This is a genomic window from Micromonospora marincola, assembly GCF_056150385.1.
Genome location: NZ_JAXCFT010000005.1, coordinates 343,629 through 368,090 on the forward strand (window position 1 = coordinate 343,629; position 24,462 = coordinate 368,090).

Sequence of the window (24,462 nt, forward strand, 5' to 3'; positions counted from 1 at the left end):
AGGTCAGGTCAGCTCGGCGAAGCGCTGCACCTGGCTGATGCTGCCCTCCACGATGAGTACGCTGTCCGGCGTCAGGACGGTGTCCGGCCCGGTGTAGCGGAACGGCTCGCCGGGCTGCTTCGCGCCGACTACCATCACCCCGTACCGGTCCCGCGGCGCGATCTCGCGCAGCGCGCGCCCGACAAGCGGCGCGGGCACCCGCACCTTGGCGATCGCGAAGTCGTCCCCGAACTCGATGAAGTCGAGCATCCGGCTGACGATCAGGTGCGCGACCCGCTCGCCGGTCTCCGCCTCCGGGAAGACCACGTGGTGCGCGCCGACCGCGTGCAGGATCTTGGCGTGCTTCTCCGAGGTGGCGCGCGCCCAGATCTGCGGGACGCCCAGCTCGGTCAGGGCCAGCACGGTGAGCACGCTCGCCTCGACCGACGCGCCGATGGCGACCACCACCCTCGGGGAGTCCGCCACGCCGAGCTGGCGCAGCGCCACCTCCTCGGTGGCGTCGGCCTGCACCACCCGGTCCAGTTCGACGGCCCAACGCTGGACCCGGGCCGGGTCCCGGTCGACGGCGAGCACGTCGTGGTCGAGTCGGGTCAGCGCCCCGGCGAGGTGGTAGCCGAACCGGCCCAGGCCGATCACGACCACGCCGGTGTCGTCCGAGTGTCTAGCCGACAATGGGTTGCTCCTCCGGATAGCGGTACAGACGTCGCCTGGTGTTCAACGCGATCGCCGAACCGAGGGTGAGTGGACCGACGCGACCGACGTACATGAGCGCGGTCAGCACGTACTGGCCGAGCGGTGGCAGCTCCCGGGTGAGCCCGACGGTGAGCCCGGTGGTGCTGAACGCCGAGGTGACCTCGAACAGCGCGGCGAAGAAGCGCACGTGTGAGGTGAACGCGATCAGCCCGACCGTGCCGGCGGCCACAAGCGCCACGCTGAGCAGGGCGACCGTCAGCGCCTGCCGCTGGCTGGCTGGGGACACCCGGCGACGGCCCACCGTGGTGTCCGGCTCGCCGCGCAGTTCCGCCCAGATGGCGAAGCCGAGCAGGAAGAACGTGGAGACCTTGATGCCGCCGGCGGTGCTGGCGCTGCCGCCGCCGATGAACATGAGGCCGATCAGCATCGGGAGGCTCTCCTCGGTGAGCCGGTCGACGTTGATCAGATCGAATCCGGCGGTCCGGCTCAGCACGATCTGGCCGAACGCGGCAAGCACCTTGCCCGGCGCGTCGTACGTGCCGACCGTGTACGGGTTCGCCCACTCGGCCAGCAGCAGGTAGCCGAAGCCGAAGGCGGTGAGCACCACGCTGCCCCAGACGGTGAGCTTGGTGGCGACCGCCCAGCGTCCCGGTCGCCGCCACTCCCGGACCGCCTCGAACAGCGCCGGGAAGCCGAGCCCGCCGATGATCGCGCCGAAGCTGAGCGGCAGCACCACCCACGGGTCCCGGGAGAACGCGACAAGTCCGTCGGAGTAGAGGGTGAAGCCGCCGTTGTTGAACGCCTGAACCGAGTGGAAAGCGGCGAACCAGAGCGCGTGCCCCGGCGGGTAGTCGTAGACCAGCCAGAAGCGCACGCTGATCACGGCGGTCATCAGGGCCTCGGTGGCGAAGACGGTGGCCGCGATCCGGAGCAGCAGCCGGCGTACGTCACCGAGGCCGAACTCGGCGGTCTCGGCCTGCACGAGCAACCGGTTGCGCAGGCCGAGCTGGCGGGAGACCGCCAGGATCACAAGCGACGCGCCGGTCAGGATGCCGAGGCCACCGAGCTGGGTCAGCACCATGATCGTCACGAGGCCGAAGGTGTTCCAGTAGTTCGGCGTGTCGACCACCGTCATGCCTGTCACCGAGACCGCCGAGGTGGCCGTGAACAGTGCGGTCAGGAACGGCGTCCATCGCTGCCCGGCGTAGGCCCAGGGCAGCATGAGCACGCCGGTGCCGATCAGGATCACCGCCAGGAACCCGAGCGGCACCAGCCGTACCGGCTTCCGGAGCAGACGGCGCACCACGTCATCTTCCGTCCGGAGATTCACCCTCAGGTCAGGAACCGACCAACTGGCCGTCAACCGCGCCGGGTCTGCTGTGCGTACCCATCGACGACAGGAGACGGCGTTGCGACGTACCCTTTCCGCCCTCGGCGTGGCCGGCGCGCTGCTCGCGGCGGCGGCCGTGGTGGTGCCGGCCGTGGCCGCCCAGGCCGGCCCGGACCCCCGGGCCGAGCGCCCCCGCGCGACCCAGCGACCGATCGTGATCGGCCACCGCGGCGCGAGCGGCTACCGGCCGGAGCACACCCTGGAGTCCTACCGGCTGGCCATCCGGCAGGGCGCCGACTTCATCGAGCCGGACCTGGTCTCGACGAGGGACGGCATCCTGGTCGCCCGGCACGAGAACGAGATCTCCGGTACGACGGACGTGGCGGCACACCCCGAGTTCGCCGCCCGCAAGGCGACGAAGACCATCGACGGGGTGGCGGTCACCGGCTGGTTCACCGAGGACTTCACACTTGCCGAACTGAAGACACTGCGGGCCAAGGAGCGGCTGCCCCAGGTGCGGGTGACAAACACCGCGTTCGACGGCAAGCTGGAGATCCCCACCTTCCAGGAGGTCATCGACCTGGCCCGGGCCGAGTCGAAGGCGCGCGGCCGGACCATCGGCGTCTACCCGGAGACGAAGCACCCGACCTACTTCGCCTCGATCGGGCGCCCGCTGGAGGAGTCGCTCGTCGCGGTGCTCCGCCGCAACCGGCTGACCCACCGCGACGACCCGGTCTTCATCCAGAGCTTCGAGACCGCCAACCTGCGCAAGCTCGACAAGCTGACCGACGTGCGGCTGGTCCAGCTCATGGACGCCACCGGCGCGCCCTACGACTTCACCGCCGCCGGTGACCGCCGGACCTACGCCGACCTGGCCACCGCCGCCGGCCTGGCCTGGGTGTCCCGGTACGCCGACGGCGTCGGCCTGAACAAGAACCTGATCGTGCCCCGCGACAGCGCCGGCCGGCTGCTCGCGCCGACCTCGGTGATCCGGGACGCGCACCGGCTCAACCTGGTGGTGCACGCCTGGACGTTCCGCGCCGAGAACCAGTTCCTGCCGCGTGACTTCCAGCTCGGCGCCGACCCGAACGCGCGCGGCGACATCACCTCCGAGTACGAACTCTTCTTCGACCTGGGCCTGGACGGCGCGTTCGCCGACCAGCCCGACACCGCCGTGGCGGCCCGCGCCGGCCGCTGACACCCGGGCCCTCGGCGTCGCCTTGTTGGGGCGTCCGCACGATGCGGGCGCCCCGACGCGCGTCCGGCTCGTGGTGTGGGCCGCTCTCGCTCTGGCGGCCTCCGGTCGGCGCCGCCGGCCGCGTCGGGCCACGAGGATCGGAAGCACGAGTCGTTGCTGCTGTCAGCTCTGGAGGCGGGCGTAGGGAGTGCCCGTGCGGTGCCTAGCAACTTGATGACGAGAATGGATCGGCCTGGGCGCGGCCATCGGCCCGTAGACACCCATGACGTTCCACCCACGCGCCACCCCGCCGGTGGGCGGAACGCTATGAATGGTGACCACGGACCTGTCGGCCCCGGCGTGACCTGCTTGGCGGGTCCGGGCGTGAGTCGTCTACGCCATCAAGTTGCTAGGAGGCGCGAGGGCTACTGTCCCGGTGGCTGGGCGACGTAGGTGCCGCGACCGGGCTGGCCGGTGATCAGCTCGCGATCGTGCAGCAGGGACATCGCGCGGTAGGCCGTGTTGATGTGGACCTCATAGGTCTCGGCCAGTTCGCGGGTGGAGGGCAGCTTGTCGCCGGGCTTCAACTCGCCACTACTGATCTTCGCGGCGAGGTCGTTGGCGATCCGGCGGAATGGAGCTTCGGCTGTGGGCATGGTGAGGACTCCGGTTGGTTCGGCACCTCCGATCCTGCCCTACCTACACAAGTAACTGCAACAAGTTGCGAACGCCTCGACAGTGGAGGCTCGCGCAACACCAGATACTGGTGTAGGTTGAAGCGCGTCCGGCTCCGGTTGGTTCGGCAAACCTCGGGAGCCCGGGCCCGGATTGGGCTCCGGGGTCGTACCGCCGCTCTGGGCTGCGGTCTCGGTGCCGGCGACCCGCCCGCGTCCCCCATCCGTGGGCGGGTCGCCTCCAACGGCTGGGGAGGAGAACCCGTGCGCAACCTGTTCTTACCCGCGCGGCGTAGGCGCGAGCGTCGGCAGTGGATCAAGCGGGCGCTCCGGAGGCGGCTCGCGCCGGGGGCGCACCGGTGAGCCGGGAGCGGTTCGTCGTACACCTGCCGGTGCTCGCGGCCGACCTCGACGGCGCCCGGGGGTTCGCGCGGGCCATCTGCCGGGCGCTCGGCTTCCTGGCCGACGTGGAGCGCACCGGGACGACCGTGTCGCGGGAGGACGAGCAGTCCGTACGCCACTGGGTCTGGTGCGACCGGGTGCTCGACGGCGGCCGGCGCTGCCCGCGTGCGGCGGACCACGACGGGGATTGCGGCGTGCGGTGAATGGTCGGCTCCGACATTCCGGCCGTACCCCGCGTGGTGGGCCGGGCCATCCCGGGTCGGTGCGGGTGCGGGGTGGTGTCCGGGGTTGTAACGTGCGGCCATCCTGCCCCGGAGACTTGTGTGCGCCGACCACATAGCCCGTGGGTGACGTCACTTCTAGCGTGAGCCGACAACTGACATTCCCCTGTCCTCACCTGGAGTCGCAATGACGATCCGGCACACGCGACGGGTGTTCCTTTCCGCCGCCACGATGATGGCCGCCACGCTGGCCGCCACGGCGTGTGGCAGCCCGCAGGACACCGCCTCCGGCGGCGGCGACGCCGCGCCGGTGAAGGTCGGCCTGGTCTACTCCCAGTCCGGGCCGCTGGCCAGCTACGGCAAGCAGTACGTCGAGGGGTTCAAGGCCGGCCTCGACTTCGCCACCAAGGGCACCGGCAAGGTCGGTGACCGCACGATCGAGCTGACCGAGTCCGACGACGCGGGCGACCCGGCCAAGGCCGTGTCCGCCGCCAAGGACCTGATCGGCAAGGGTACGAAGATCATCGCCGGGTCCACCGCCTCCGGGGTGGCGCTCCAGGTGGCCCCGATCGCCGCGCAGAACAAGGTGCTGTTCATCTCCGGCCCGGCCGCCACGGACGCGGTGACCGGCGCGAACAAGTACACGTTCCGGTCCGGGCGGCAGTCCTGGCAGGACGTGGTGACCGCCAGGTCGTTCATCGGCGACGCGGCAGGCAAGAAGGTCGTCGTCTTCGCCCAGGACGGCGCGTTCGGCGACGCGAACGAGGCCGCCGTCAAGGCCGTCATCGGCGGCGCGGGCGCGACCGTCAGCAGCGTCCGCGCGCCGGCAAGCGCCACCGAGTTCACGCCGTTCGCCAGCCAGATCAAGGCCGCCAAGCCGGACCTGCTCTTCGTCGCCTGGGCCGGCACCACCGCCGGCGCCATGTGGCAGACGCTCGACCAGCAGGGCGTGCTCGCCTCCACCACGGTCGTCACCGGCCTCGACATCCGCGCCTCCTGGCCGACGTTCGGCGCGGCCGGCAACAAGATCTCGTTCCTGTCGCACTACTTCGACGGAGCAAGCGACACCGAGGCCGCCAAGGCCGCCAAGGCGAAGATCGCCGGCGGCACGCTCGACCTGTTCCACCCGGACGGGTTCGCCGCCGCGCAGATGGTCGTCCGCGCCGTGCAGGAGGGCGGCGACGACGTGGAGAAGATGGTCACCGCGCTTGAGGGCTGGGAGTTCGAGGGCGTCAAGGGAACCATGAAGATCCGCGCCGAGGACCACGCGCTGCTCCAGCCGATGTACCAGGCCAAGCTCACCGGCAGCGGCACCGCGTTCACGGCCACCGCGCAGAAGACCCTGACCGGTGACGAGAGCGCCCCGCCGGTCGCGCAGATGAAGGGCTGAGAGGTGCTCGCCACCCGCGGTCTGACCTGGCGGATCGGTGAGGTCGCCATCGTCGACTCCGTCTACCTCGACCTTCAGCCGGGGGAGTTCCTCGGCGTGATCGGGCCCAACGGCGCCGGCAAGACCTCACTGTTCAACCTGATCACCGGCCTGCGCCGGCCCACCGAGGGCAGGGTCGTGCTGGACGGGGCGGACGTCACCACGCTTCCCCCGCACCGGCGGGCCCGGCTCGGCCTGGGGCGTACCTTCCAGGCGTCCTCGGTCTTCGGTTCGCTGACGGTGCGGGAGAACGTCCGGCTCGCCGTACAGGCGCACCGGGGTGGCTCGATGAAGCTGTGGCGGCGGGCGGCGGCCGACCGGGAGGTGGCCGCCGCCGCCGACGCGGCGCTCGACCGGGTCGGCCTGCACCACCGGGGTACGGCGCTGGCCGGCACGCTCGCCCACGGCGAGAAACGCAAGCTGGAGATCGCCCTGCTGCTCGCCGGGGAACCCCGGGTGATGCTGCTTGACGAGCCGATGGCCGGGGTGAGCGCCGAGGACGTGCCGGAGCTGGTCCGCGTGATCAAGTCGCTGACCGGGGACAGCGGCCGGGCGGTGCTCATGGTGGAGCACCACATGGACGTGATCCTGGAGCTGGCCGACCGGATCGCCGTGATGCACCACGGCGCGCTGCTCGCCTGCGACACCCCGGACACGGTGATGGCAAACGCCACCGTGCAGGAGGCATACCTGGGGGAGTCGCTCTGATGATGGAACCTGTCCTGTCCGTGGCGGACCTGTCCGTGCGGATCGCCGGGCTGCACATCCTCCAGGGCGTGTCGTTCGAGGTGGCGCCGACAGGCGTCACCGTGCTGCTCGGGCGCAACGGCGTCGGCAAGACCACCACGCTGCGCGCGATCGTCGGGCTGACCCCCCGGGGCGGCGAGGTACGCGGCACCGTGCGGATGGGCCCGCAGAGCCTGCTGGCCCGCCCCACCCACCGGCTGGTCCGCGGCGGCCTCGGCTACGTGCCGGAGGACCGGTGCGTCTTCGCCGGGCTCACCGTCGCCGAGAACCTGCGGCTCGCCGAGCGGCGGGGGACCACCCCGGCGTACGACAAGGTCTTCGCGCTCTTCCCGGAGCTGGACCGGCGCGGACGGCAACGGGCCGGCTCGCTCTCCGGCGGGCAGCAGCAGATGCTCGCCATCGGCCGGGTACTGCTCAACGACAACCGGCTGCTGCTGGTCGACGAGCCGACCAAGGGGTTGGCGCCGAAGGTGGTGACCGAGGTGGCCGAGGTGCTGGAACGGGTCGCGGAGTCCGTGCCGGTGCTGCTTGTCGAGCAGAACCTGGCGGTGGTACGGCGGCTGGCGACCGACGCGGTGGTGCTCTCCGCCGGCCGGGTCGCCTGGACCGGCGACGCGCGTGAGCTGCTGCTGGAGACCGCGCTCACCAAGTCGCTGCTGGGTGTGGGCGCCGCGGAGGTGCACTCGTGAATACGGTGGTCCTCCTGACGCTGACCGGGCTCGGCCTGGCGGCGCTCTACTTCCTCGTCGCCTCCGGCCTGTCCCTGGTCTTCGGCCTCGCCGACGTGCTCAACTTCGCGCACGGCCTGTTCCTCGGCGTCGGCGCGTACGCGACCTGGTGGGCAGCGGGCAACCTGCCCGGCGCCGGGGCGGACGGGCTCGGCTTCGTGCTGGCGGTGCTCTTCGGGGTGCTTGCCGGCTCGCTCGTCGCGGTGCTCGTCGAGTTGGTGCTGATCCGGCCGCTCTACTCCCGCACCATCGAACAGGTGCTTGTCACCGTCGGCCTGTCGCTTGCCGGCGTGGCGCTGCTCCAGGCCACCTGGGGCGCCGACCCGCGCACGTTCCCGCGCCCCGACTGGAGCCGGCAGGTGACATCGGTGCTCGGCGCGCAGGTGCCGAACGCCGGGCTGCTGCTGATCGTCGCCGCCGTGGTGGTGCTCGGCGCGCTGCTGGCGTTCCTCCGCTGGACCCGGTACGGCCTGATCATCCGGGCCGGGGTGGAGAACCGGGAGATGGTGACCGCGCTCGGCATCGACGTGCGCAAGGCGTTCACGCTCGTGTTCGCGATCGGCGGGGCCGCCGCCGCGCTTGCCGGCGCGCTCGGCGGCGTCTACTTCGGCACTGTCTCGCCCGGCCAGGGCGGCTCGCTGCTGATCTTCGCCTTCATCGTGGTGGTGATCGGCGGGATGGGCTCGGTGGTCGGGTCCGCGTACGCGGCGGTCGCGGTGGGGCTGCTGCAACAGTTCGTCAACTACTACGGCACGTCCGGCCTGGGTGACCTCTGCGTGGTCGGCCTGCTCGCCGTGGTGCTGCTGCTGCGTCCGCAGGGCCTGGCCGGAAAGGTGGCTCACGCATGACCGACTCGGTGGTCGACGCGCCCCCGGCGCGGGTGCCCGACGAACTCGCGCCCCGGCCCGCCCGGTGGCACGGCCTGCGCCCGTACCTGCCGCTCGTCGCGCTCGTGGTGGCTGCGGTCCTGCCCTACTCCACCCTGAACCTGCCCGGGATCTTCGAGGGGCCGCTGAACTCGCCGGGAACGCTGCAACTGCTCGCCATCTGCCTGGTCTTCGGCGGCCTCGCGGCCGGCTACGACCTGCTCTTCGGGCGCACCGGCATGCTCTCCTTCGGGCACGCGCTCTACTTCGCCGCCGGCGTCTACGGCACCGACGTGCTCGTCACCAAGGCCGGGCTGCCGTTGTGGCAGGCCGCCGTGCTGACCGTGGTCGGCGGCACCACCCTCGCCGCGTTGCTCGGTGCGGTGGCGCTGCGTACCGTGGGCATCGCGTTCGCCATGGTGACGCTCGCCTTCGCGCAGGTCGGGGCGATCCTGGTGGCCCGCGACTTCGGCGGGCTGACCGGCGGCGAGGAAGGGCTCCCGCTTGACGTGTCCGGGCTGCCGTCGGCGCTCGTTGGCGTCACAAACACGGTGAACCTCTACTGGCTGGCGCTCGCGTACCTGGCGCTGGTGGTCCTGGTGGTGCACCGGGTCAGCGGCTCGCCGACCGGGCGGGTGCTGGCCGGGCTGCGCGACGACGAACGCCGGATCGGGGTGCTCGGGCTCGACCCGTACCGGTTCAAGCTTGTCGCGTTCACCCTGGCCGGTAGCCTGGCCAGCGCCGGCGGGGTGGTCTACGTGCTGATCGTGGGCGGCGCCAGCCCGCACATCACGTCGTCCGAGCTGACCCTGTCGCTGCTGGTCATGGTGGTGCTCGGCGGCCCCGGCACCCGGTGGGGCCCGGTGCTGGGCGGCATCCTCTACATGTACCTGGACCACCGCTTGACCGCGTTCGGCAGCAGCGACGCCGTGAACAGCCTCCCGGCGTTCCTGAGCCACCCGCTCAGCCAGCCCCTGTTCGTCCTGGGCACGGTGTTCATCCTGGCGGTGTACTTCTTCCCCGGCGGCCTGGCCAGCCTCCGCTCCCGCCTGTCCCCCCTCCTGACCGCCCTCCGCCCCCGCCGCTGACCCCACCCCCCAGGGACCGTCGATCATGAAGTTGTCGGCACGGCACGCCGTGTGCGATGCCGCCAACTTCATGATCGACGGGTTTCGGGTTTCGGTGGCCGGGGTGGGCGGCTGGTAGAAATGCCGGATGAGTCAGGATCGGGAGGCCGTGCGGGAACGGGCCGAGGCGGTGCTGCGGCGGCTCGCGGGCGACCACGCCCGGCTGCGCGAGGACCAGTGGCGGGCCATCGAGGCGCTTGTCGTCGACAGGCGACGGGTGCTCTGCGTCCAGCGCACCGGGTGGGGCAAGTCAGCCGTCTACTTCGTCGCCACCGCGCTGCTGCGCGACGGCGGCGAGCACGGGCCGACGGTGATCGTCTCGCCGCTGCTGGCGTTGATGCGCAACCAGGTCGACGCCGCCGCCCGAGCCGGCATCCGGGCCCGCACCATCAACTCGGCCAACCTCGACGAGTGGGACGAGATCACCGCCGAGATCAACGCCGGGTCCGTCGACGTGCTGCTGATCAGTCCGGAACGCCTCAACAACCCGGACTTCCGGGACGGGGTGCTGCCGAAACTCGCCGCCACCACCGGGCTGCTCGTGGTGGACGAGGCGCACTGCGTCTCCGACTGGGGGCACGACTTCCGCCCCGACTACCGCCGGCTGCGGACCTTCCTGGCCAACCTGCCCGAGCACACGCCGGTGCTCGCCACCACGGCCACCGCCAACGCCCGGGTCACCCGGGACGTGGCGGAACAACTCGGGGACGCCCTCGTGCTGCGCGGCACGCTCGACCGGGAGTCGCTGCGCCTCGGCGTACTCGAACTGCCGAGCCCGGCCCACCGCCTGGCCTGGCTCGCCGACCACCTGGACCGGCTCCCCGGCTCGGGCATCGTCTACACGCTCACCGTGGCCGCGGCCACCGAGACGGCCGAGTTCCTGCGGAGCCGGGGCTGGTCGGTGGCCTCCTACACCGGGCAGGCCGAGGACGCCGACCGCCGCGCCGCCGAGCAGGATCTGCTCGACAACAAGATCAAGGCGTTGGTCGCCACGAGCGCGCTCGGCATGGGCTTCGACAAGCCCGACCTCGGCTTCGTGGTGCACCTCGGCGCGCCGCCGTCGCCGATCGCCTATTACCAGCAGGTCGGCCGCGCCGGCCGGGCCGTCGAGCAGGCCGAGGTGCTGCTCCTGCCCGGCGTCGAGGACGCGGCCATCTGGCGTTACTTCGCCTCGCTCGCCTTCCCGCCCGAGGAACAGGTCCGCGCCGTGCTCGCCGCGCTCGACACCGACCGGCCGATCTCCACCCAGGCCCTGGAACCGGTCGTCGACCTGCGCCGGGCCCGCCTGGAGCTGATGCTCAAGGTGCTTGACGTCGACGGCGCGGTCCGCCGGGTACGCGGCGGCTGGCTCGCCACCGGCGAGCCCTGGATCTACGACGAGGCCCGCCTGCGGCGCGTCGCCGACGCGCGCACCGCCGAACAGCGGGCCATGCGGGAGTACGCGGCCACCGCCGCCTGCCGGATGCGCTACCTGCGGGAAGGACTCGACGACACCGGGGCGGAGGACTGCGGCAGGTGCGACAACTGCGCCGGGCCGCTGTTCGACGCCGAGATCCCCGCCGAGGCGCTCACCGCCGCGCAGACCTTCCTCGGCCGCCCCGGCGTCCAGATCGCGCCGAAGAAGCTCTGGCCGACCGGGTTGGACGCGGTCGGCGTACCCCTGAAGGGCCGGATCCCCCCGGCGGAGCAGGCGCTGCCCGGGCGGGCCGTGGGCCGCCTGTCCGACCTCGGGTGGGGTGGACGGTTGCGGGGCCTGGTCGGGCCGGACGCGCCGGACGGGCCGGTGCCCGACGAGGTGGTGGCGGCAGTGGTCGAGGTGCTGAAGGCGTGGGCGCACGGCGACGAACCGTGGCCCCGCCGCCCGGCCGGCGTGGTCGCGGTCGGCTCCCGGGCCCGGCCGCTGCTCGTCGGTTCGCTCGCCGAGCGGATCGCCACCGTCGGCCGGCTGCCGCTGCTCGGCCGGGTCGCCCCGACCGGCCCGGCCGGTGCCGGCGGGCCGCGCGGCAACAGCGCCCAGCGGGTACGCGCGTTGCACGACGCCTTCCACCTGCCGGACGAGCTGACCGACGCGCTGCCCGCGCTTGGCGGTCCGGTGCTGCTCGTCGACGACCTGGTCGACTCCGGTTGGACCATGGGCATGGTGGCCCGCCTGCTGCGCCGCGCCGGCGCGCCGGACGTGCTGCCACTCGCACTCGCCCTAGCCGGCTGAGGTGTAAGGCGGGGGCCCCTGTTAACGCATTCTGCATAGGCGGGGGCCCCGCTTAACACCTGCCGCTCCTGCGCGCCCGGTGCGAGCGGCGCCACCGTGCGCGTGACCGTCGTCGGCGGGCGGCCCGGCCGGCGGTACCGTGGGGCCATGACCGAGCAGCGACCCGTCGTCCAGACGTACACCGTGACCGGGATGACCTGCGAACACTGCGTCCGGGCGGTGACCGGGGAACTGTCCGCCCTGCCGGGCGTCGACGAGGTCCGGATCGACCTGGCCCGGGGGACGGCCACGGTCACCAGCGAGGCCCCGCTGCCGGTGGAGTCCGTCCGCGCCGCCGTCGACGAGGCGGGCTACGAGTTGGCCGGCGGCGTTGCCTGAGTCGTCGCCCCTCGCGAGTGCGCCCGACGTCGACGGCACCGGGCCGGACCCCTTCGGCGCCGCCGGGGATCCCGACCGCGCCGCGGGTTCCGGGCGCGCCGCAGGTTCCGACCGTGGTGCGGGTTCCGACCGTGGCGCGGGTTCCGGTCGCGCCGCGGGTTCCGGTCGCGCCGCGGGTTCCGACCGTGGTGCGGGTTCCGACCGTGGTGCGGGTTCCGGTGGCGCGGCGGCGGGTCCGGTCGCGGTGGACCGGGAGACGTTGCGGTTGGCCCTGGTGGTGGGCGGTCTGGTGCTGGCCGTGCTGCTCGGCTTCGGGCTGGGCCGGCTGAATCCGCCGGCCAACCCCGCCGGCGTCGTCCCGGCCGGCGGTGCTGCCGCGACCGGTGGCGCCGCGACCGGTGGCGGCGGGAGCGGCGGCGACCACTCCCACGCGCCCGGCACCGGCGCGCACTCGCACGACGGGGCGACGGTGACCCAGGGCGGCGGTGACGGCGTGACCGGCCTGTCGGTCAGCTCGGCCGGCTACACGCTCGTCCCGTCGGCCCGCGAGCTGACCGCCGGCCGCGCCGGTGAGCTGCGCTTCCAGGTCCGCGACGACGCGCGCCGGGCGGTCACCCGGTTCGCCGTCGTGCACGACAAGCCGATGCATCTGATCGTGGTGCGCCGGGACCTCACCGGCTACCGGCACCTGCACCCGACGATGTCCGCCGACGGGACCTGGTCGGTCCCGTTGCCGCCGTCCGACCCGGGCGCCTGGCGGATGTACGCGGACTTCACCGCGGTCGCCGACGACGGCCGGCAGGTCGCGGCCGTGCTCGGCGCCGATCTGGCGGTGCCCGGCGGGTACGCGCCACGCCCGCTGCCCGCCCCGGCCACGTCCGCCACGGTCGACGGGTTCACCGCCGCGTACACCGGCACACCCGAGGTCGGGCGCTCGGCGCCGCTGCGGTTCCGGGTCACCGGCGCCGACGGCGTGGCCGCGCCGCTGGAGCCCTACCTCGGCGCGTACGGGCACCTGGTCGCGCTGCGCGAGGGTGATCTCGGCTATCTGCATGTGCACCCGGAGCCGACGCGCGACGGCGACGCCGTGACGTTCTGGCTGACCGCGCCCGGGCCGGGTCGCTACCGGATGTTCCTGGACTTCCAGGTCGCCGGCGTGGTGCGGACCGCGGAGTTCACCCTGACCGTCGCGTGACCGGCCGGCCCGCGCGTCAGCCGGCCCGGCGGACCGGGCGGCGGGCCAGGTAGCGGAGCAGGTCGCGGATGTGGTGCTTCTCCTCGGCGGGGACGTTCGGGTCGGCGAGCCGTTCGAGGATCACCCGCACGTCGGCCTCGACCGGACCGTCCTCGGTGCCCCGACGCCGGGGTGCCGTCCCGGCGTCGGGCAGGCCCAGCGCCCGGAACGCGGCGGCCACCGGCAGGTCGAGGGCGGCGCAGAAACCGCGCACCTTGGCGAGCTCGGGATAGTCCTGCCAGTCGCCGGCCAACCAGCGGAACACGGTGGAGCGGCCGACACCGGTGTGGGTGGCGAGGTCGGTCACCGTCCAGCCGCGCTCTTCGCGGGCGTCGTCGATGGCCCGTCGCACGAAACGTGCGAAGGCCATCTGCGGCGAAACGTCTGCGGAGCCCATCCCTGCTGGAGCTGTCCCCTTCCGCCGGTGCGCCCGGCTCTGCGCCACGAGCCTAGTACGCCCGCGCGGAGAAGTAACTGACTGATCGGTCGCAAGGTCCCGTGGGCGGGACCGCTGAAGCATGAACAGTTGCGAACTGTCAACTAAGCTTGTCGGACCCCTCCCCGGCAGCGATTTCAGAGGAGCAGCATGGCCGAGCCGGACCGTCCCGTTCCGCACCGCCCTGGCGCGGTGAGCCTCTTCTTCGTGGCCAAGGCCGGCGTGTTCGCGCTCGGCTTCTGGATCTGGTTGCTGGTGCTCGCGGCGCAGGGGGACCCGGCGGAGGGTGTGCACCTGGTCGCCGCGACCGGCGCGATCTGCACCACGCTTGCCGGCGTGGTGCTTGGCGCGCGGCTGGCGCTCCAGCGCAACGCCGCTGCCCGGCACGCCGAGCTGAAGCGTCTGCTCGTCGACATCTCCTGGAACGCCTTCGCCGCCGCCGGCAACTCCGACCAGACGGCGAAGGTGGTGCCGTTTCCGACGTCGCCGCAGGACACCGAGCGGGCCACCAACCGGGGCCCGGGTGAGCGGGTGTCGGCGCTTGACCGGGGCGACCGCAACCGGAGCGAGCGCCGTCGTTAGGCGTCGAGCAGCGTCTGCAGCCGGGGCGTGACGCCCCACCGGTCCACCAGCTCGCGGTATTCGGCGCGGTGCTCGTCGGTCGGCGCGCCAGCCGTTCGACGAGCCCGGATGAGCAGGTTACGCGGGGTGTGCTGCGAGTCGACGAACTCCACCACCTCGGCGCGGTAGCCGTGCAGCCGGAGCAGCCCGGCCCGTTGCGCGTCGGTGAGCACGTCGGCGAACCGTTCCCGCAGGATGCCCTGCCGGGTGAGCAGCGCGTCCGGCCCGGTGGCGGGGCGGGCCCGGAGCTGGGCGGCCAGGTCATGGTGGCAGCACGGGGCGGCGAGCACCCAGCGGGCGCCCCAGCGCACCGCCCGGGCCAGCGCCTCGTCGGTCGCCGTGTCACAGGCGTGCAGGGCCAGCACCAGGTCGGGAGCCGGCTCGACGGACGCCTCGGCGATGGTGCCGGCGACGAAGCTGACCCGGTCGGCCCAGCCCAGCCGGCCGGCCAGCTCGGTGTTGCGGCGGCGCTGGTCCTCCCGCACGTCCACCCCGACCAGGGTCACGTCCAGGCCGCGCCCGGTCAGGTAGCGGTGGGCGGCGAAGGTCAGGTAGGCGTTTCCACAGCCCAGGTCCACCACGCGCAGCGGGCCGGTGAGGTCGTCGGGCAGCGTCGCGGCAAGCGCCCGGAGGAACGCGTCGACCTGTCGGCGCTTGGCCGCCGACCCGCCGATCGTGGCGAACAGCGGATCACCCGGGTCGAGGAGCCAGTCCTTCGCGCGGTCGTGTCCGCCGGGCTCGCCGACCGGCCGGCTGGCGGCGGCGCGGTGCACCTGGGCCTCGCCGGACTTGGTCACCCGGAGCTGGAGCGTGGTGTCGGCGGTTTCCACGTGCCAGTTGCCGAACGGCTCGGCGAGCAGCTCGTCGACGGCGGTGCCGGCCTCCGTGCCGGGGGCGACGTTGCGGGTGTGCGGCCGGGCGCCGTCGGAGGTGGCGATCTGCAGTCGGTTCCCGGCCTTGAGGGTGACCGGGCGCAGCTCCGCGCGAACCATCGAGGGCCGCTGCCCACGCCGCCGGCCGGCGGCCACGGCCCGGGTCAGGGCCGGATCGAGCAGCAACGCCCGTACCTCCCGCAGCGCCGCGTCCAACGGTTCCGCCATGCCTGTCCTTCCCTCTCCTCGCCGTCCCACCTGGCGTCGGGGATCGGGCCGGGTAGGGCAGGGAGTGGCCCCCGGAGCTGGTGGGTCCGGGGGCCGTGTGTGTGCGTGTGTCAGTCGGTGGTGGGGGTGGCGCTGGCCTCGGCCGGGGCGCCGGAGCTGCCGCCCCGGCGGCGCCGGCGACGGCGCGGCTTGGTGGCGGTCTCGCCATCCTCGCCGGTGGTGGCCATGGTGGTGCCCGCCTCGGTGGGCTCGGCCTCGGCGGTGATCACCGCGGTCGGCTGCTCGCCGGCCACCGTCTCGCCCGCCCGACGGCGCCGCCGCCGGCGCGGGGTCCGGGTGCCCTCGTCGGCGCCGACGGTGGTCGCCTCGCCCTCGACGGGTGCGCCGCCGGTCTCGCCGCCACCACCGCGCCTGCGCTCGCCGCCGCGACCGCGGCTGTCACCGCGCTCGCCGCCACGGCCACGGCCGTCACCGCGCTCGCCGCCGCGACCGCGGCTGTCACCGCGCCGGCCGTCGCGTCGCGACCGGCCGCCGCCCAGGTCCTCCTCGACCTCGGCCGAGAGGCCGGCGCGGGTGCGCTCGGCGGTCGGTAGGGTGTCGCTGACGTCCCGGGAGATGTCCAGGTCGGTGTAAAGGTGCGGGGAGGTGTGGTAGGTCTCCGGCGGCTCGGGCATGTCCAGCCCGAGGGTCTTGTCGATGATCCGCCAGCGGGGCATGTCGTCCCAGTCGACGAACGTCACCGCGACACCGCTCGCCCCGGCCCGGCCGGTGCGGCCGATCCGGTGGGTGTAGGTGTCCTGGTCCTCGGGGCAGTCGTAATTGATCACGTGGGTGACGCCTGTGACGTCGATGCCCCGGGCCGCCACGTCGGTGGCGACAAGCGTGTCGATCTTGCCGGCGCGGAACGCCCGCAGCGCCCGCTCCCGGGCGCCCTGGCCCAGGTCGCCGTGCACGGCCGCGACGGCGAAGCCGCGGAAGTCGAGATCCTCGGCGACCCGGTCGGCGGCCCGCTTGGTGCGGCAGAAGATCATGGTCAGCCCGCGCCCCTCGGCCTGGAGGATCCGCGCCACGATCTCGACCTTGTTCATCGAGTGGGTGCGGTAGGCGAGCTGCTGGGTCTGCGGCGACGGGCCCGTCTCGGCGGTGTGCCCGGCGTGGATGGTCACCGGCCGGCGCAGGAAGCGTCGGGACAGCGCGACGATCGGGTCCGGCATGGTGGCCGAGAAGAGCATCGTCTGCCGGTCTTCCGGCAGCATCGCGAGGATCTTCTCGACGTCGTCCAGGAAGCCCAGGTCGAGCATCCGGTCGGCCTCGTCGAGGACGAGCGCGCGGACCCGGTCGAGCCGCAGGTGCTTCTGCTTCTGCAGGTCGAGCAGGCGGCCGGGCGTGCCGACCAGGATCTCGACGCCCTTGCGCAGCGCCTCGATCTGCGGCTCGTACGCCACGCCGCCGTAGATCGGCAGCACCCGGACGCCCCGGGTGCGACCTGCGGCGTCGAGGTCCTTGGCGACCTGGATGCCCAGCTCGCGGGTGGGTACGACGACGAGCGCCTGCGGCACGCCGTCGCTTCCCTCGGACGGTGCGAAGACCCGCTCCAGCAGCGGGATGCCGAAGCCGAGCGTCTTGCCGGTGCCGGTCGGGGCCTGCCCGATCAGGTCGACGCCGCGCAGGCCGATCGGCAGCGCGTATTCCTGGATGGCGAAGGCGCGGGTGATGCCCGCGGCGGCCAGGGCCTCGACGGTCTCCTGACGGGCGCCGAGGTCGGCGAACGTGGGTGCCTCCGGGGGGACCGGGGCTGTGGGGGCCAGTGGCTGGCCGGAGATCTGCTCACTCATGTGGATGCGGGGGTGCCCTCTCGTGGTGCGCCCCTCATGTCCTCAGGGCGCGAACGGTTTGACGCGGGCCACGCGGTCGGGGGCGGTTTCGCCGGGCCGGACCGGGCCGCACGCGCGCCGGGGACCGGTGCTGATCAGCGGAGCTGACCAGGTCGATGCCCACGGCAACTGTTTCATCCTACCTGAACAGCCCGCGGGGCGTCCCGATTCCGGGTGCCGGCGGGCCACTGGGGGGCACTCCATGTGATCTGCGTCACAGGGAGGAGAAGGTGGCCGCGGCGGGTGATCCCCGCCACGGCGACCGGTGCGACGTGGGTCAGCGGACGGTGAACCCGACCGCGCGGGGCGAGGCCTCCGCGATCTCGACGTAGGCGACCTTGCCGACCGGCACGATGACCCGTCGGCCCTTCTCGTCGGTCAGGGAGAGCGTGCCCTCACTCCTGGCGAAGGCGTCGGTCACGATCTGCTCGATCTCGGCCGGCGACTGCGCGCTCTCCAGGACCAGCTCCCGCGGCGCGTACTGCACGCCGATCTTGACCTCCACTGTGCCTCCTCAACTGGGGCGAAAAAGCCACCGTGGGAAGGCTATCCGATCGGACGGGGCGGCGGTCAGGCTGACTCACCCTGCAGCGGGAAGCTGGCGATGCCACGCCAGGACAGGGCCGCTACCAGCGCCTCCGCCTCCGGCTTGGCCACCTGCCGGCCACCCGCAAGCCAGAACTGGGCGGCCGTCTCCGCCGCGCCGACAAGTCCGGACGCGAGCAGCTCGGCGTGCGCCCGGCTCACCCCGGTGTCCGAGATGATGGTGTCGGTGATCGCCGCGATGCAGCCCTGCTCGACCCGCTCTACCCGCTGCCGCACGGCCGGGTCGTTGCGCAGGTCGGACTCGAAGACCAGCCGGAACGCCTCGCTCTCGTGGTCGACGAAGTCGAAGTATGCCCGCACGGCGGCGCTGACCCGCTCCTTGTTGTCCTGCGTGCCGCGCATCGCGTCGTGCACCTTGGCGACGATGGCGTCACAGTGCGTGTCCAGCAGCGCCAGGTAGAGCTCCATCTTGCCGGGGAAGTGCTGGTAGAGAACGGGCTTGGAGACGCCCGCCCGTTCGGCGATGTCGTCCATCGCGGCGGCGTGGTAGCCGTGCGCGACGAACACCTCCTGAGCAGCGGCGAGCAGCTGCTTACGCCGCGCCGAGCGGGGCAGGCGGGTGGGCCGGCCGGCGGTCTGGGCACCGTTCCCGACTGCGGTCATGGGAACCTCCGAGTATCTGCGTCGAGCCGGCACGTATCGCCCGAACCGGACCGGGTTCGTGAACCCGTCGCGGAATTGGCCCGCCGCTGTAACTTATCGCCACTGTCACCACACGGTAGCCTCAGCGGGGGCGACCAAGGAGCGCGCGGTGAGTGAAACAGGGCAACCCGGAGCCCCCACCCCGGGAGAGCACGGCGACGGGACGGGCCAGCAGGACGACCCGGCCCGCACCGGCGGTGGTTGGGCGCCCCCGGCGAACGGCTGGTCCCGCGGTGCTCCGGCGCCCGGCGGCTGGCCCTACGGCGACCTGGGTGGCGGCTGGGCCGCGTCCTCGCCCCGACACGGCGACCTGCCGGCCCCGTTGGCCGGTCACGGGGCCGAGGAGCCGCCGGTCCACCTCAACGGCCGGCACGTCAACGGTGTGCGCCACGCCGGGGAGGAGTCACCCGTGACCCGCCAGGCGCCGGTGAGTGCCCCGCCCGTGGCGGAGCCGCCCCGGGAGAGCGACGGCGACCGGATGGCCGTGCCGGCCCCGCGCCCCGCGCCCGCGGTCGAGCAGCATCCCGGCACGACCGACTCCGCCGGTTCCCGGCACGCCTCGGACGACACGTCCCCCGGCCGGGTTCCCCGGTGGTCGGAGAGCGGTCCGACCTCCGCGCCACCGGCGCTCCAGGTGCCGCCGGTCGGCGCCGCCGCCTCCGGCTTCGAGATGCCACCGGGTTTCCACGCGCCCACCGTCGACCCCGCGCTGTCGTCCCGCCGAGGCTGGGCCGACCAGGGCCCGGCCGACCCGCCGGCCGCAGGCACGGGCCATGCCGACCAGGCCCCGGCGGATCCGGCGGCGCACCGCCCGGCCGACCCGCGCCCGCCCGCCGACCCGCGCCCGCCCGCCGACCCGCGCCCGCCCGCCGGGCCGCGCCCGCCCGCCGGGCCGCGCCCGCCCGCCGGGCCGCCGGCCACCACCGACCACCGGGGCGCCGACCCCCGGGCCGCCGCCGGCTCCCGGGGAGCCGCATCCGACGAACCGGCCGCATCCAACGAATCGGCCGGGGCCGGCGAGCCGGACTGGCCCGGCCCATCCTGGAACCGTCCGAGCTGGGGTGACGGCTGGGCTCCGCCGTGGGCCCGCACCGACGAGCCGGCCGCCCACCGGGCGACCCGCGACGACGACCCCGCCGACCGGCGACCCCGGGAGGACGAGCCGAGCGGTCGCCGCGCCGTCCGCGCCGCCGAGTGGGCGCCCGAACCGGTGCGACCGTACGAGCCGGCCCGCGTCGAGCCGCCCGCCGGCTACGCCCCGCCCCGCCCCGAGCCGGTTCGGCCGTACGAGCCGTTGCGCGCGGAGTCGGCCGCCGGCCACGAGCCGCCGCACCCCGAGCAGAACCGCCCGTTCCGGCTGCCCCGCGAGGAGCCCGAACCGCGGCCGGGTTACGAGACGCCCGTCGAGCGACCCTCCTGGGCCGGGCCGCCGGTGCCGGTGACCCCGTTCGGCGGATCCGCGCGGCCCGAGCCGACCGGTGCGCCCCTCTCCCGCGAGGTGCCCGCCGGTCCGCCGCCCACCGCCTACGCCCCGGCCGTCAACGAGCCGGGGTACGCCCCCGGGTCGACCGTCGACGAGTCGGCGCACGGTCCGACCGCCGACGATCCGGCGTACCCGCCCGCGCCGACCTCCCGGGCCGGCGGTGAGCCGGCGGACGGGCCGCGCCGCGCGCCGGACCGGTCGAGCGCCGAGCCGGCCGGTGTCCCGCCGGTCTCCGCGGTGCCCACGACGGGTGGGACGCCGCGTTTCGACACGCCCCCCGCGCCCCGCCCGACGAGCGCTCCGCCCTACGCGGCCCGCCGGTCCGCCCCCGAGCCGCCGGCCGCCGCGGTCGCCGGGCCCCGGCCGGTCGAACCGGCCCCGGCGGTGCTGCCGCAGCGCGTCCCCGCCGAGCCGGACGTGCCGGTCGTGCCGGAGCCGCCGGCCGTGGAACCGTCCGCGGAAACCCCTGAACTCGCCCGCATCGCCACCCACCTGCGCCGGGACGACGAACCCGCGCCGTTGCGCGAGCGGCCGGAGGGCTTCGACGTCAATGCCATCCTGGACGCCGTCCGCGAGGTCGCAGGCGTCCGGGACGCCGCGCTCCGCCGCACCCCGGCCGGCGCGCACAGCCTCCGGCTGGACCTGGCCGACGGCGCTGACCCGGCCGACGTGAGCCGGCTGGTGGCCCGCCTGCTCCAGGAACGGATGGGACTGGCCGCCGCGCCGCAGAACCTGCCCGGCGCGCCGGCCGTACCGCCGCCGCCGGTCCGCCGCCGGTCCGCGACACCCCGCGCCGACCGGCTCGCCGAGTTGGCCGAGAGCCGATCCGGTACGCCGCAGCCGCGCGCCGACGACGAGCCGGGCACGCGGGTCGCGGGGGCGGCCGGTCGGAGCGAGGACGACGTGCCGGCGCGGGCCGGTGCGGTGCGGCCGACGCCGAACCGCCCGGCCGAGAACCGCTCCGGTGAGGGCCGGTTCGGTGGGGTGGAAGCGCGTACCGGGCGGCCGGCCGACGTGCCGGTGGAGGAGATTGAGCCGGGTGCCGAGCCGCCGCGTCGCCGCCGGCAGGCTACCCACCGGGGCCGGGCCACTGTGGACGACACCTCGCTCGCCGCCGCGCCGACGGGCATGTCGACAGGCAGCCCGGTCACGCTCGGCACCTCGTACTCCGGTGGGCAGATGACCACGACGGAGACCGCGCCGTCGCGACCGCTCGACCCCGGCGGCGCGCCGGGGCCCCGGGTGGTGATCGACCACGTGCTGGTGAGCACGTTCGGGCTTGACGCCACCACGGAGGTCCGCCTGATCGCCGGGGACCGGGCGGCCGAGGGGCACGCGACCGGGCCGGCCGTCGACGGGTACGTGCTGCGGCTCTGCGCGGTGGCCGCAGCCGTCGCGGTGGACGAACTGCTCGGCGGCGAGGCTCCGGCAGGTGAGCGGGGCCGGTGTTTCGTCGAGCACGCCGCAGTGGTGCCGTTCGGCAACTGCGAGGTGGCGACCGTGGTGGTGCTGTTGGTCTGCGACGGCTGGGTGGAGCAGTTGGCCGGTTCGGCGCTTGTGGCCGGCGACCCGCGGCAGGCCGTGGTCCGGGCCACGCTGGCGGCGGTGAACCGGCGCCTGGAGGCGCTGCTCGCCTGAGGAGTGTGCGGCAGGCGCCGGTGCGGGGAAGACTGGAGACATGAAGCGTGCCGCACTCTGGCCGGACCATGTCCTCCCCGCACATCATCTTCCGCCGCCCTGGCCCGGCCGGCACGTGCCGCTCGACGGCACGCTCGTCCACGTCCGGGACACCCCGGCCGCCGCGCCCGGCGCCGAGCCGGCGCTGTACGTGCACGGCCTCGGTGGCTCCGCGCAGAACTGGACCGACCTGGCGGGCCTGCTCGCGGGTCGGCTCGACGGCCAGGCGATCGACCTGCCCGGCTTCGGGCGCAGCGAGCCCGGGCGGCGTTACACGATCCCGGCGTTCGCGGACCGCGTGGTCCGCTGGATCGAGCACAGCGACCGGGGGCCGGTGCACCTGTTCGGCAACTCGCTCGGCGGCGCGGTCGCGGTGCGGGTGGCGGCGCTGCGCCCGGATCTGGTCCGTACGCTCACGCTGATCTCGCCGGCCCTGCCGTTCCTGGACTTCCGGCGTTCGTTGCAGGGGCGGATGCTGCCGGTGCTGGTGATCCCCCGGGGCGAGCGGCTGGCCGCCTGGCGGCTGGCGCAGCTCGCCCCGGAGGTGATGGCGCAGCAGGTGATGGAGTCGTGCGTCGCGGACCTGACCCGGATCAGCGAGCAGCGCCGGCAGGAGGCGATCGAGGAGATCCGGATCCGGTACGAGGCGGCGCACTACGCGGCGGCGTACGTCCGCACGTTCCGGGGTCTGGTCGGCAGCTTCCTGCGGTCGTACCTGCCGGGGGAGGGCGCGCTCTGGCGGCAGGCCGCGGCGGTGCGGGTGCCCACGCTCGTGGTGGGCGGTCGGCAGGATCGCCTGGTCGACGTGCGGGTCGCCCCGCAGGCCGCCCGGGTCATCCCGGACAGCCGGCTGCTGATGCTCGACGGTGTCGGGCACGTGGCGCAGTTGGAGGTGCCCCGGACCGTGGCGCGGGCGGTGCTGGCGCTGCTCGCCGAGGCGGCGCCGGCCGGGTCCCCGCCGGGGGTCGGCGGTCTGGTGGCCGAGGTGCCGGAGGTCGACACGCCGGGGTCGATTGGGCGGGAACCGCAGGTCAGGGCCCTGGTCGCCGGATCGGCGGAGAGCGAAAGCGGGCGCGACGTGGCAGGCTGAGCCGGATGCCCAACTCCCGCCGTACGCGCGCCGCGCGGTTCACGCCCCGCGTCCGGCGGTGGCGTGCCGTCGTCGTGGTCTGCGCGTTTCTCGCCACCGCGGCGGTCGGCGTCGGCGTGGCGCTGCGACTTCCGCCGGCCGGTGCCGGCGAGCTGGTGACGGACGGGTTCGCGGCGCAGCCCCCGGGCCCTGCGGCGCCGTCGCCGAGCGTCCTACCGTCGCCGAGTTCGCCGGCCGCGCCCGTGCTGGCGCTGCCCGGTCCGGTGCCCGCGCACGGCAGGGGCAGTTTCGGGTACGACGACCGCGCCGGCGACGTGCTCGGCCGGGCCGGGGCGGTCCGTCGGTTCCGGGTGGCGGTGGAGGACGGCTCCGGTGAGGGGGCTCGTGCCTTCGGCGACGTGGTGCAACGGGCCCTGGCCGGGCCGGGGAGCTGGGTGGACGGTGGCCGGCTGCGGTTGCAGCGGGTCGCGCCGGGCGGCCGGTACGACTTCACGGTCTATCTGGCCACCCGGGACACCGCCGGCCGGCTGTGCGGGGCGGCCGGGATCGACATCCGTAAGGGTGGCGTGCCGTACACGTCCTGCCGGGTGCCAGGCAAGGTGGTGATCAACCTGGACCGGTGGCGGACCTCTGCTCCGCACCTGGTCGCGGCCGGAATGCCGCTCGACGCCTACCGCCTCTACGTGATCAACCACGAGGTGGGGCATCAGCTCGGGCACCACCACGAGGCGTGCCCGGGTGCCGGCCGGGCCGCTCCGGTGATGCAGCAGCAGACCCTGTTCCTCGACGGTTGCCGGCCGAACCCGTGGCCGTACCTGCACGGGAAGCGGTACTCCGGCCCGTCGTTGTGAAGGTTATTCGCGGCATAGGCGGTAATTGCAGCTAAATGCCCGAATTGCGTGGCAGGCTGGGGTCATGACGTACGACCCGCCGGAACGCCCCGGGCTGCGCCGGATGCGCCGTCGCCGCCGACGGTCGGTGCTGCTGCTGGCGATGCTGCTCGCGGCCGTCGGCGGCGCGGCGGGAATCACCCGGCTGAGCGAGCCGCCGCGCCCCGCGCGGGTCCCGCTCGCCGCCGAGCCCACCCTGATGCCGGACGCCGACACCGACCACCGGCCGACGCCGACCGGCTATCCCACCGCCGGCCCCGGCACCTTCGCGGTGGCGCGGGGACGATCACCGGTACGCGGCGACGACGGCCCGCTGCGCCGCTACCGGGTCGAGGTCGAGCGGGGTACGGGGCAGGACGCGGACGGGTTCGCCGCCACCGTCGACTCGGTGCTCGGCGACCCGCGCAGTTGGATCGCCTCCGGGCAACTGCGGGTGCAACGGGTGCCCGAGGCCGCCGCCGCCGACTTCACCATCTACCTGGCCACGCCGGTCACCTCCGAGCGGATGTGCGCCGAGGGCGGCCTGCGTACCGAGCGGTACACCTCGTGCCGCCTCCCCGGGCGGGTCGTGCTCAACCTGGCGCGCTGGATGACCGCGGTACCCGACTACGGCGCCCCGCTCGACGTCTACCGGACGTACGTGGTCAACCACGAGGTCGGGCACGAGTTCGGCGAACTGCACCAGGCGTGCCCCGCGCCCGGCCTCCCCGCGCCGGTGATGCAGCAGCAGACGTACGGGCTGGACGGCTGCGTGCCGAACGCCTGGCCGTACGTCGGCGGGGTCCGGTACTCCGGCGAGCCGACCGACGGCGTCTGACGTTATTCCCG

General features: G+C 74.0%; 23 protein-coding genes. 15 read left to right on the forward strand and 8 right to left on the reverse strand.

Translation table 11 applies throughout. The features are described 5' to 3' along the window. Window positions 1-3: 3 nt before the first annotated feature. Together SM450_RS15145 and SM450_RS15150 are read right to left on the reverse strand one after the other, a co-directional pair. Window positions 4-672 (reverse strand): potassium channel family protein, encoded by a 669-nt coding sequence (locus SM450_RS15145; RefSeq protein WP_474620369.1) that lies wholly within the window; start codon window positions 670-672, stop codon window positions 4-6. Beyond that, on the reverse strand, window positions 662-1,996 hold the full coding sequence (locus SM450_RS15150; RefSeq protein WP_474620370.1) for a TrkH family potassium uptake protein: 1,335 nt from the start codon (window positions 1,994-1,996) through the stop codon (window positions 662-664). The genes SM450_RS15145 and SM450_RS15150 overlap by 11 nt, the downstream gene beginning before the upstream one ends. A 106-nt stretch (window positions 1,997-2,102) precedes the next feature. Between SM450_RS15150 and SM450_RS15155 the strand changes: the two genes are divergently transcribed. Further along, a complete protein-coding gene (locus tag SM450_RS15155; RefSeq protein WP_474620371.1) occupies window positions 2,103-3,221 on the forward strand; it encodes a glycerophosphodiester phosphodiesterase in 1,119 nt (372 codons plus the stop codon). Window positions 3,222-3,625: 404 nt separating this feature from the next. On the opposite strand, the gene SM450_RS15160 is transcribed toward SM450_RS15155, so the two are convergent. After that, window positions 3,626-3,856 carry a GntR family transcriptional regulator gene (locus SM450_RS15160; RefSeq protein ID WP_474620372.1) on the reverse strand — a complete coding sequence of 77 codons (231 nt, stop codon included), beginning with the start codon at window positions 3,854-3,856 and terminating at the stop codon, window positions 3,626-3,628. Window positions 3,857-4,233: 377 nt separating this feature from the next. On the opposite strand from SM450_RS15160, the gene SM450_RS15165 reads away from it, so the two are divergent. From SM450_RS15165 to SM450_RS15205, 9 genes are all read left to right on the forward strand, one after another. Then, window positions 4,234-4,479, forward strand: a complete 246-nt coding sequence (locus SM450_RS15165; RefSeq protein WP_474620373.1) for a hypothetical protein — start codon at window positions 4,234-4,236, stop codon at window positions 4,477-4,479. Between the two features lie 205 nt (window positions 4,480-4,684). After that, the gene (locus SM450_RS15170; RefSeq protein WP_474620374.1) at window positions 4,685-5,887 is read left to right on the forward strand and encodes a substrate-binding domain-containing protein; all 1,203 of its coding nucleotides are present in this window, start codon (window positions 4,685-4,687) and stop codon (window positions 5,885-5,887) included. A 3-nt stretch (window positions 5,888-5,890) separates the two neighbouring features. Further along, complete coding sequence (locus tag SM450_RS15175) at window positions 5,891-6,634, forward strand: ABC transporter ATP-binding protein (protein WP_474620375.1); 744 nt, start codon at window positions 5,891-5,893, stop codon at window positions 6,632-6,634. Then, on the forward strand, window positions 6,634-7,362 hold the full coding sequence (locus SM450_RS15180) for an ABC transporter ATP-binding protein (RefSeq protein WP_474620376.1): 729 nt from the start codon (window positions 6,634-6,636) through the stop codon (window positions 7,360-7,362). Before SM450_RS15175 ends, SM450_RS15180 begins: the two co-directional genes overlap by 1 nt. Further along, on the forward strand, window positions 7,359-8,249 hold the full coding sequence (locus SM450_RS15185) for a branched-chain amino acid ABC transporter permease (protein WP_474620377.1): 891 nt from the start codon (window positions 7,359-7,361) through the stop codon (window positions 8,247-8,249). Before SM450_RS15180 ends, SM450_RS15185 begins: the two co-directional genes overlap by 4 nt. After that, a complete protein-coding gene (locus tag SM450_RS15190; RefSeq protein ID WP_474620378.1) occupies window positions 8,246-9,355 on the forward strand; it encodes a branched-chain amino acid ABC transporter permease in 1,110 nt (369 codons plus the stop codon). The genes SM450_RS15185 and SM450_RS15190 overlap by 4 nt, the downstream gene beginning before the upstream one ends. A 127-nt stretch (window positions 9,356-9,482) precedes the next feature. After that, window positions 9,483-11,603 carry a RecQ family ATP-dependent DNA helicase gene (locus SM450_RS15195; protein ID WP_474620379.1) on the forward strand — a complete coding sequence of 707 codons (2,121 nt, stop codon included), beginning with the start codon at window positions 9,483-9,485 and terminating at the stop codon, window positions 11,601-11,603. A gap of 147 nt (window positions 11,604-11,750) precedes the next feature. Beyond that, the gene (locus SM450_RS15200; RefSeq protein WP_474620380.1) at window positions 11,751-11,981 is read left to right on the forward strand and encodes a heavy-metal-associated domain-containing protein; all 231 of its coding nucleotides are present in this window, start codon (window positions 11,751-11,753) and stop codon (window positions 11,979-11,981) included. Between the two features lie 244 nt (window positions 11,982-12,225). Then, complete coding sequence (locus tag SM450_RS15205; protein WP_474620381.1) at window positions 12,226-13,176, forward strand: hypothetical protein; 951 nt, start codon at window positions 12,226-12,228, stop codon at window positions 13,174-13,176. Window positions 13,177-13,192: 16 nt separating this feature from the next. Here SM450_RS15205 and SM450_RS15210 read toward each other — a convergent pair whose 3' ends face one another. Next, window positions 13,193-13,612 carry a helix-turn-helix domain-containing protein gene (locus SM450_RS15210; protein WP_281586539.1) on the reverse strand — a complete coding sequence of 140 codons (420 nt, stop codon included), beginning with the start codon at window positions 13,610-13,612 and terminating at the stop codon, window positions 13,193-13,195. Between the two features lie 189 nt (window positions 13,613-13,801). Here SM450_RS15210 and SM450_RS15215 point away from each other — a divergent pair, with 189 nt between their 5' ends. Then, entirely contained in the window at window positions 13,802-14,233 is a 432-nt protein-coding gene (locus SM450_RS15215; protein WP_474620382.1) for a hypothetical protein, read from the forward strand. Here the strand turns inward: SM450_RS15215 and SM450_RS15220 are convergent. The 4 genes from SM450_RS15220 to SM450_RS15235 form a co-directional block, all read right to left on the reverse strand. Continuing rightward, window positions 14,230-15,372: a class I SAM-dependent methyltransferase gene (locus tag SM450_RS15220; protein WP_474620383.1), complete on the reverse strand. Its 1,143-nt coding sequence runs from the start codon at window positions 15,370-15,372 to the stop codon at window positions 14,230-14,232. The two genes, SM450_RS15215 and SM450_RS15220, sit on opposite strands and share 4 nt — an antisense overlap. Before the next feature lie 110 nt (window positions 15,373-15,482). Continuing rightward, window positions 15,483-17,207 (reverse strand): DEAD/DEAH box helicase, encoded by a 1,725-nt coding sequence (locus tag SM450_RS15225; RefSeq protein ID WP_474620384.1) that lies wholly within the window; start codon window positions 17,205-17,207, stop codon window positions 15,483-15,485. Window positions 17,208-17,523: 316 nt separating this feature from the next. Further along, the gene (locus SM450_RS15230) at window positions 17,524-17,751 is read right to left on the reverse strand and encodes a DUF3107 domain-containing protein (protein WP_030502928.1); all 228 of its coding nucleotides are present in this window, start codon (window positions 17,749-17,751) and stop codon (window positions 17,524-17,526) included. Window positions 17,752-17,816: 65 nt separating this feature from the next. Beyond that, complete coding sequence (locus tag SM450_RS15235; RefSeq protein WP_282289798.1) at window positions 17,817-18,455, reverse strand: TetR/AcrR family transcriptional regulator; 639 nt, start codon at window positions 18,453-18,455, stop codon at window positions 17,817-17,819. Between the two features lie 148 nt (window positions 18,456-18,603). On the opposite strand from SM450_RS15235, the gene SM450_RS15240 reads away from it, so the two are divergent. From SM450_RS15240 to SM450_RS15255, 4 genes are all read left to right on the forward strand, one after another. Continuing rightward, complete coding sequence (locus tag SM450_RS15240; RefSeq protein WP_474620385.1) at window positions 18,604-21,615, forward strand: DNA polymerase III subunit gamma/tau domain-containing protein; 3,012 nt, start codon at window positions 18,604-18,606, stop codon at window positions 21,613-21,615. Between the two features lie 40 nt (window positions 21,616-21,655). Further along, window positions 21,656-22,744 (forward strand): alpha/beta fold hydrolase, encoded by a 1,089-nt coding sequence (locus SM450_RS15245; RefSeq protein WP_474620386.1) that lies wholly within the window; start codon window positions 21,656-21,658, stop codon window positions 22,742-22,744. 5 nt (window positions 22,745-22,749) lie between these two features. Next, complete coding sequence (locus tag SM450_RS15250) at window positions 22,750-23,595, forward strand: DUF3152 domain-containing protein (RefSeq protein ID WP_474620387.1); 846 nt, start codon at window positions 22,750-22,752, stop codon at window positions 23,593-23,595. Between the two features lie 64 nt (window positions 23,596-23,659). After that, on the forward strand, window positions 23,660-24,451 hold the full coding sequence (locus SM450_RS15255) for a DUF3152 domain-containing protein (RefSeq protein ID WP_474620388.1): 792 nt from the start codon (window positions 23,660-23,662) through the stop codon (window positions 24,449-24,451). The last annotated feature ends 11 nt before the right edge of the window (window positions 24,452-24,462 follow it).

Bases quoted from the DNA above. Each gene is read 5' to 3' on its own strand.
- SM450_RS15160 (WP_474620372.1), bottom strand. From the start codon at position 3,856: ATGCCCACAGCCGAAGCTCCATTCCGCCGGATCGCCAACGACCTCGCC.
- SM450_RS15170 (WP_474620374.1), top strand. From the start codon at position 4,685: ATGACGATCCGGCACACGCGACGGGTGTTCCTTTCCGCCGCCACGATG.
- SM450_RS15180 (WP_474620376.1), top strand. From the start codon at position 6,634: ATGATGGAACCTGTCCTGTCCGTGGCGGACCTGTCCGTGCGGATCGCC.
- SM450_RS15190 (WP_474620378.1), top strand. From the start codon at position 8,246: ATGACCGACTCGGTGGTCGACGCGCCCCCGGCGCGGGTGCCCGACGAA.
- SM450_RS15195 (WP_474620379.1), top strand. From the start codon at position 9,483: ATGAGTCAGGATCGGGAGGCCGTGCGGGAACGGGCCGAGGCGGTGCTG.
- SM450_RS15200 (WP_474620380.1), top strand. From the start codon at position 11,751: ATGACCGAGCAGCGACCCGTCGTCCAGACGTACACCGTGACCGGGATG.
- SM450_RS15210 (WP_281586539.1), bottom strand. From the start codon at position 13,612: ATGGGCTCCGCAGACGTTTCGCCGCAGATGGCCTTCGCACGTTTCGTG.
- SM450_RS15215 (WP_474620382.1), top strand. From the start codon at position 13,802: ATGGCCGAGCCGGACCGTCCCGTTCCGCACCGCCCTGGCGCGGTGAGC.
- SM450_RS15220 (WP_474620383.1), bottom strand. From the start codon at position 15,372: ATGGCGGAACCGTTGGACGCGGCGCTGCGGGAGGTACGGGCGTTGCTG.
- SM450_RS15225 (WP_474620384.1), bottom strand. From the start codon at position 17,207: ATGAGTGAGCAGATCTCCGGCCAGCCACTGGCCCCCACAGCCCCGGTC.
- SM450_RS15235 (WP_282289798.1), bottom strand. From the start codon at position 18,455: ATGACCGCAGTCGGGAACGGTGCCCAGACCGCCGGCCGGCCCACCCGC.
- SM450_RS15245 (WP_474620386.1), top strand. From the start codon at position 21,656: ATGAAGCGTGCCGCACTCTGGCCGGACCATGTCCTCCCCGCACATCAT.
- SM450_RS15250 (WP_474620387.1), top strand. From the start codon at position 22,750: ATGCCCAACTCCCGCCGTACGCGCGCCGCGCGGTTCACGCCCCGCGTC.
- SM450_RS15255 (WP_474620388.1), top strand. From the start codon at position 23,660: ATGACGTACGACCCGCCGGAACGCCCCGGGCTGCGCCGGATGCGCCGT.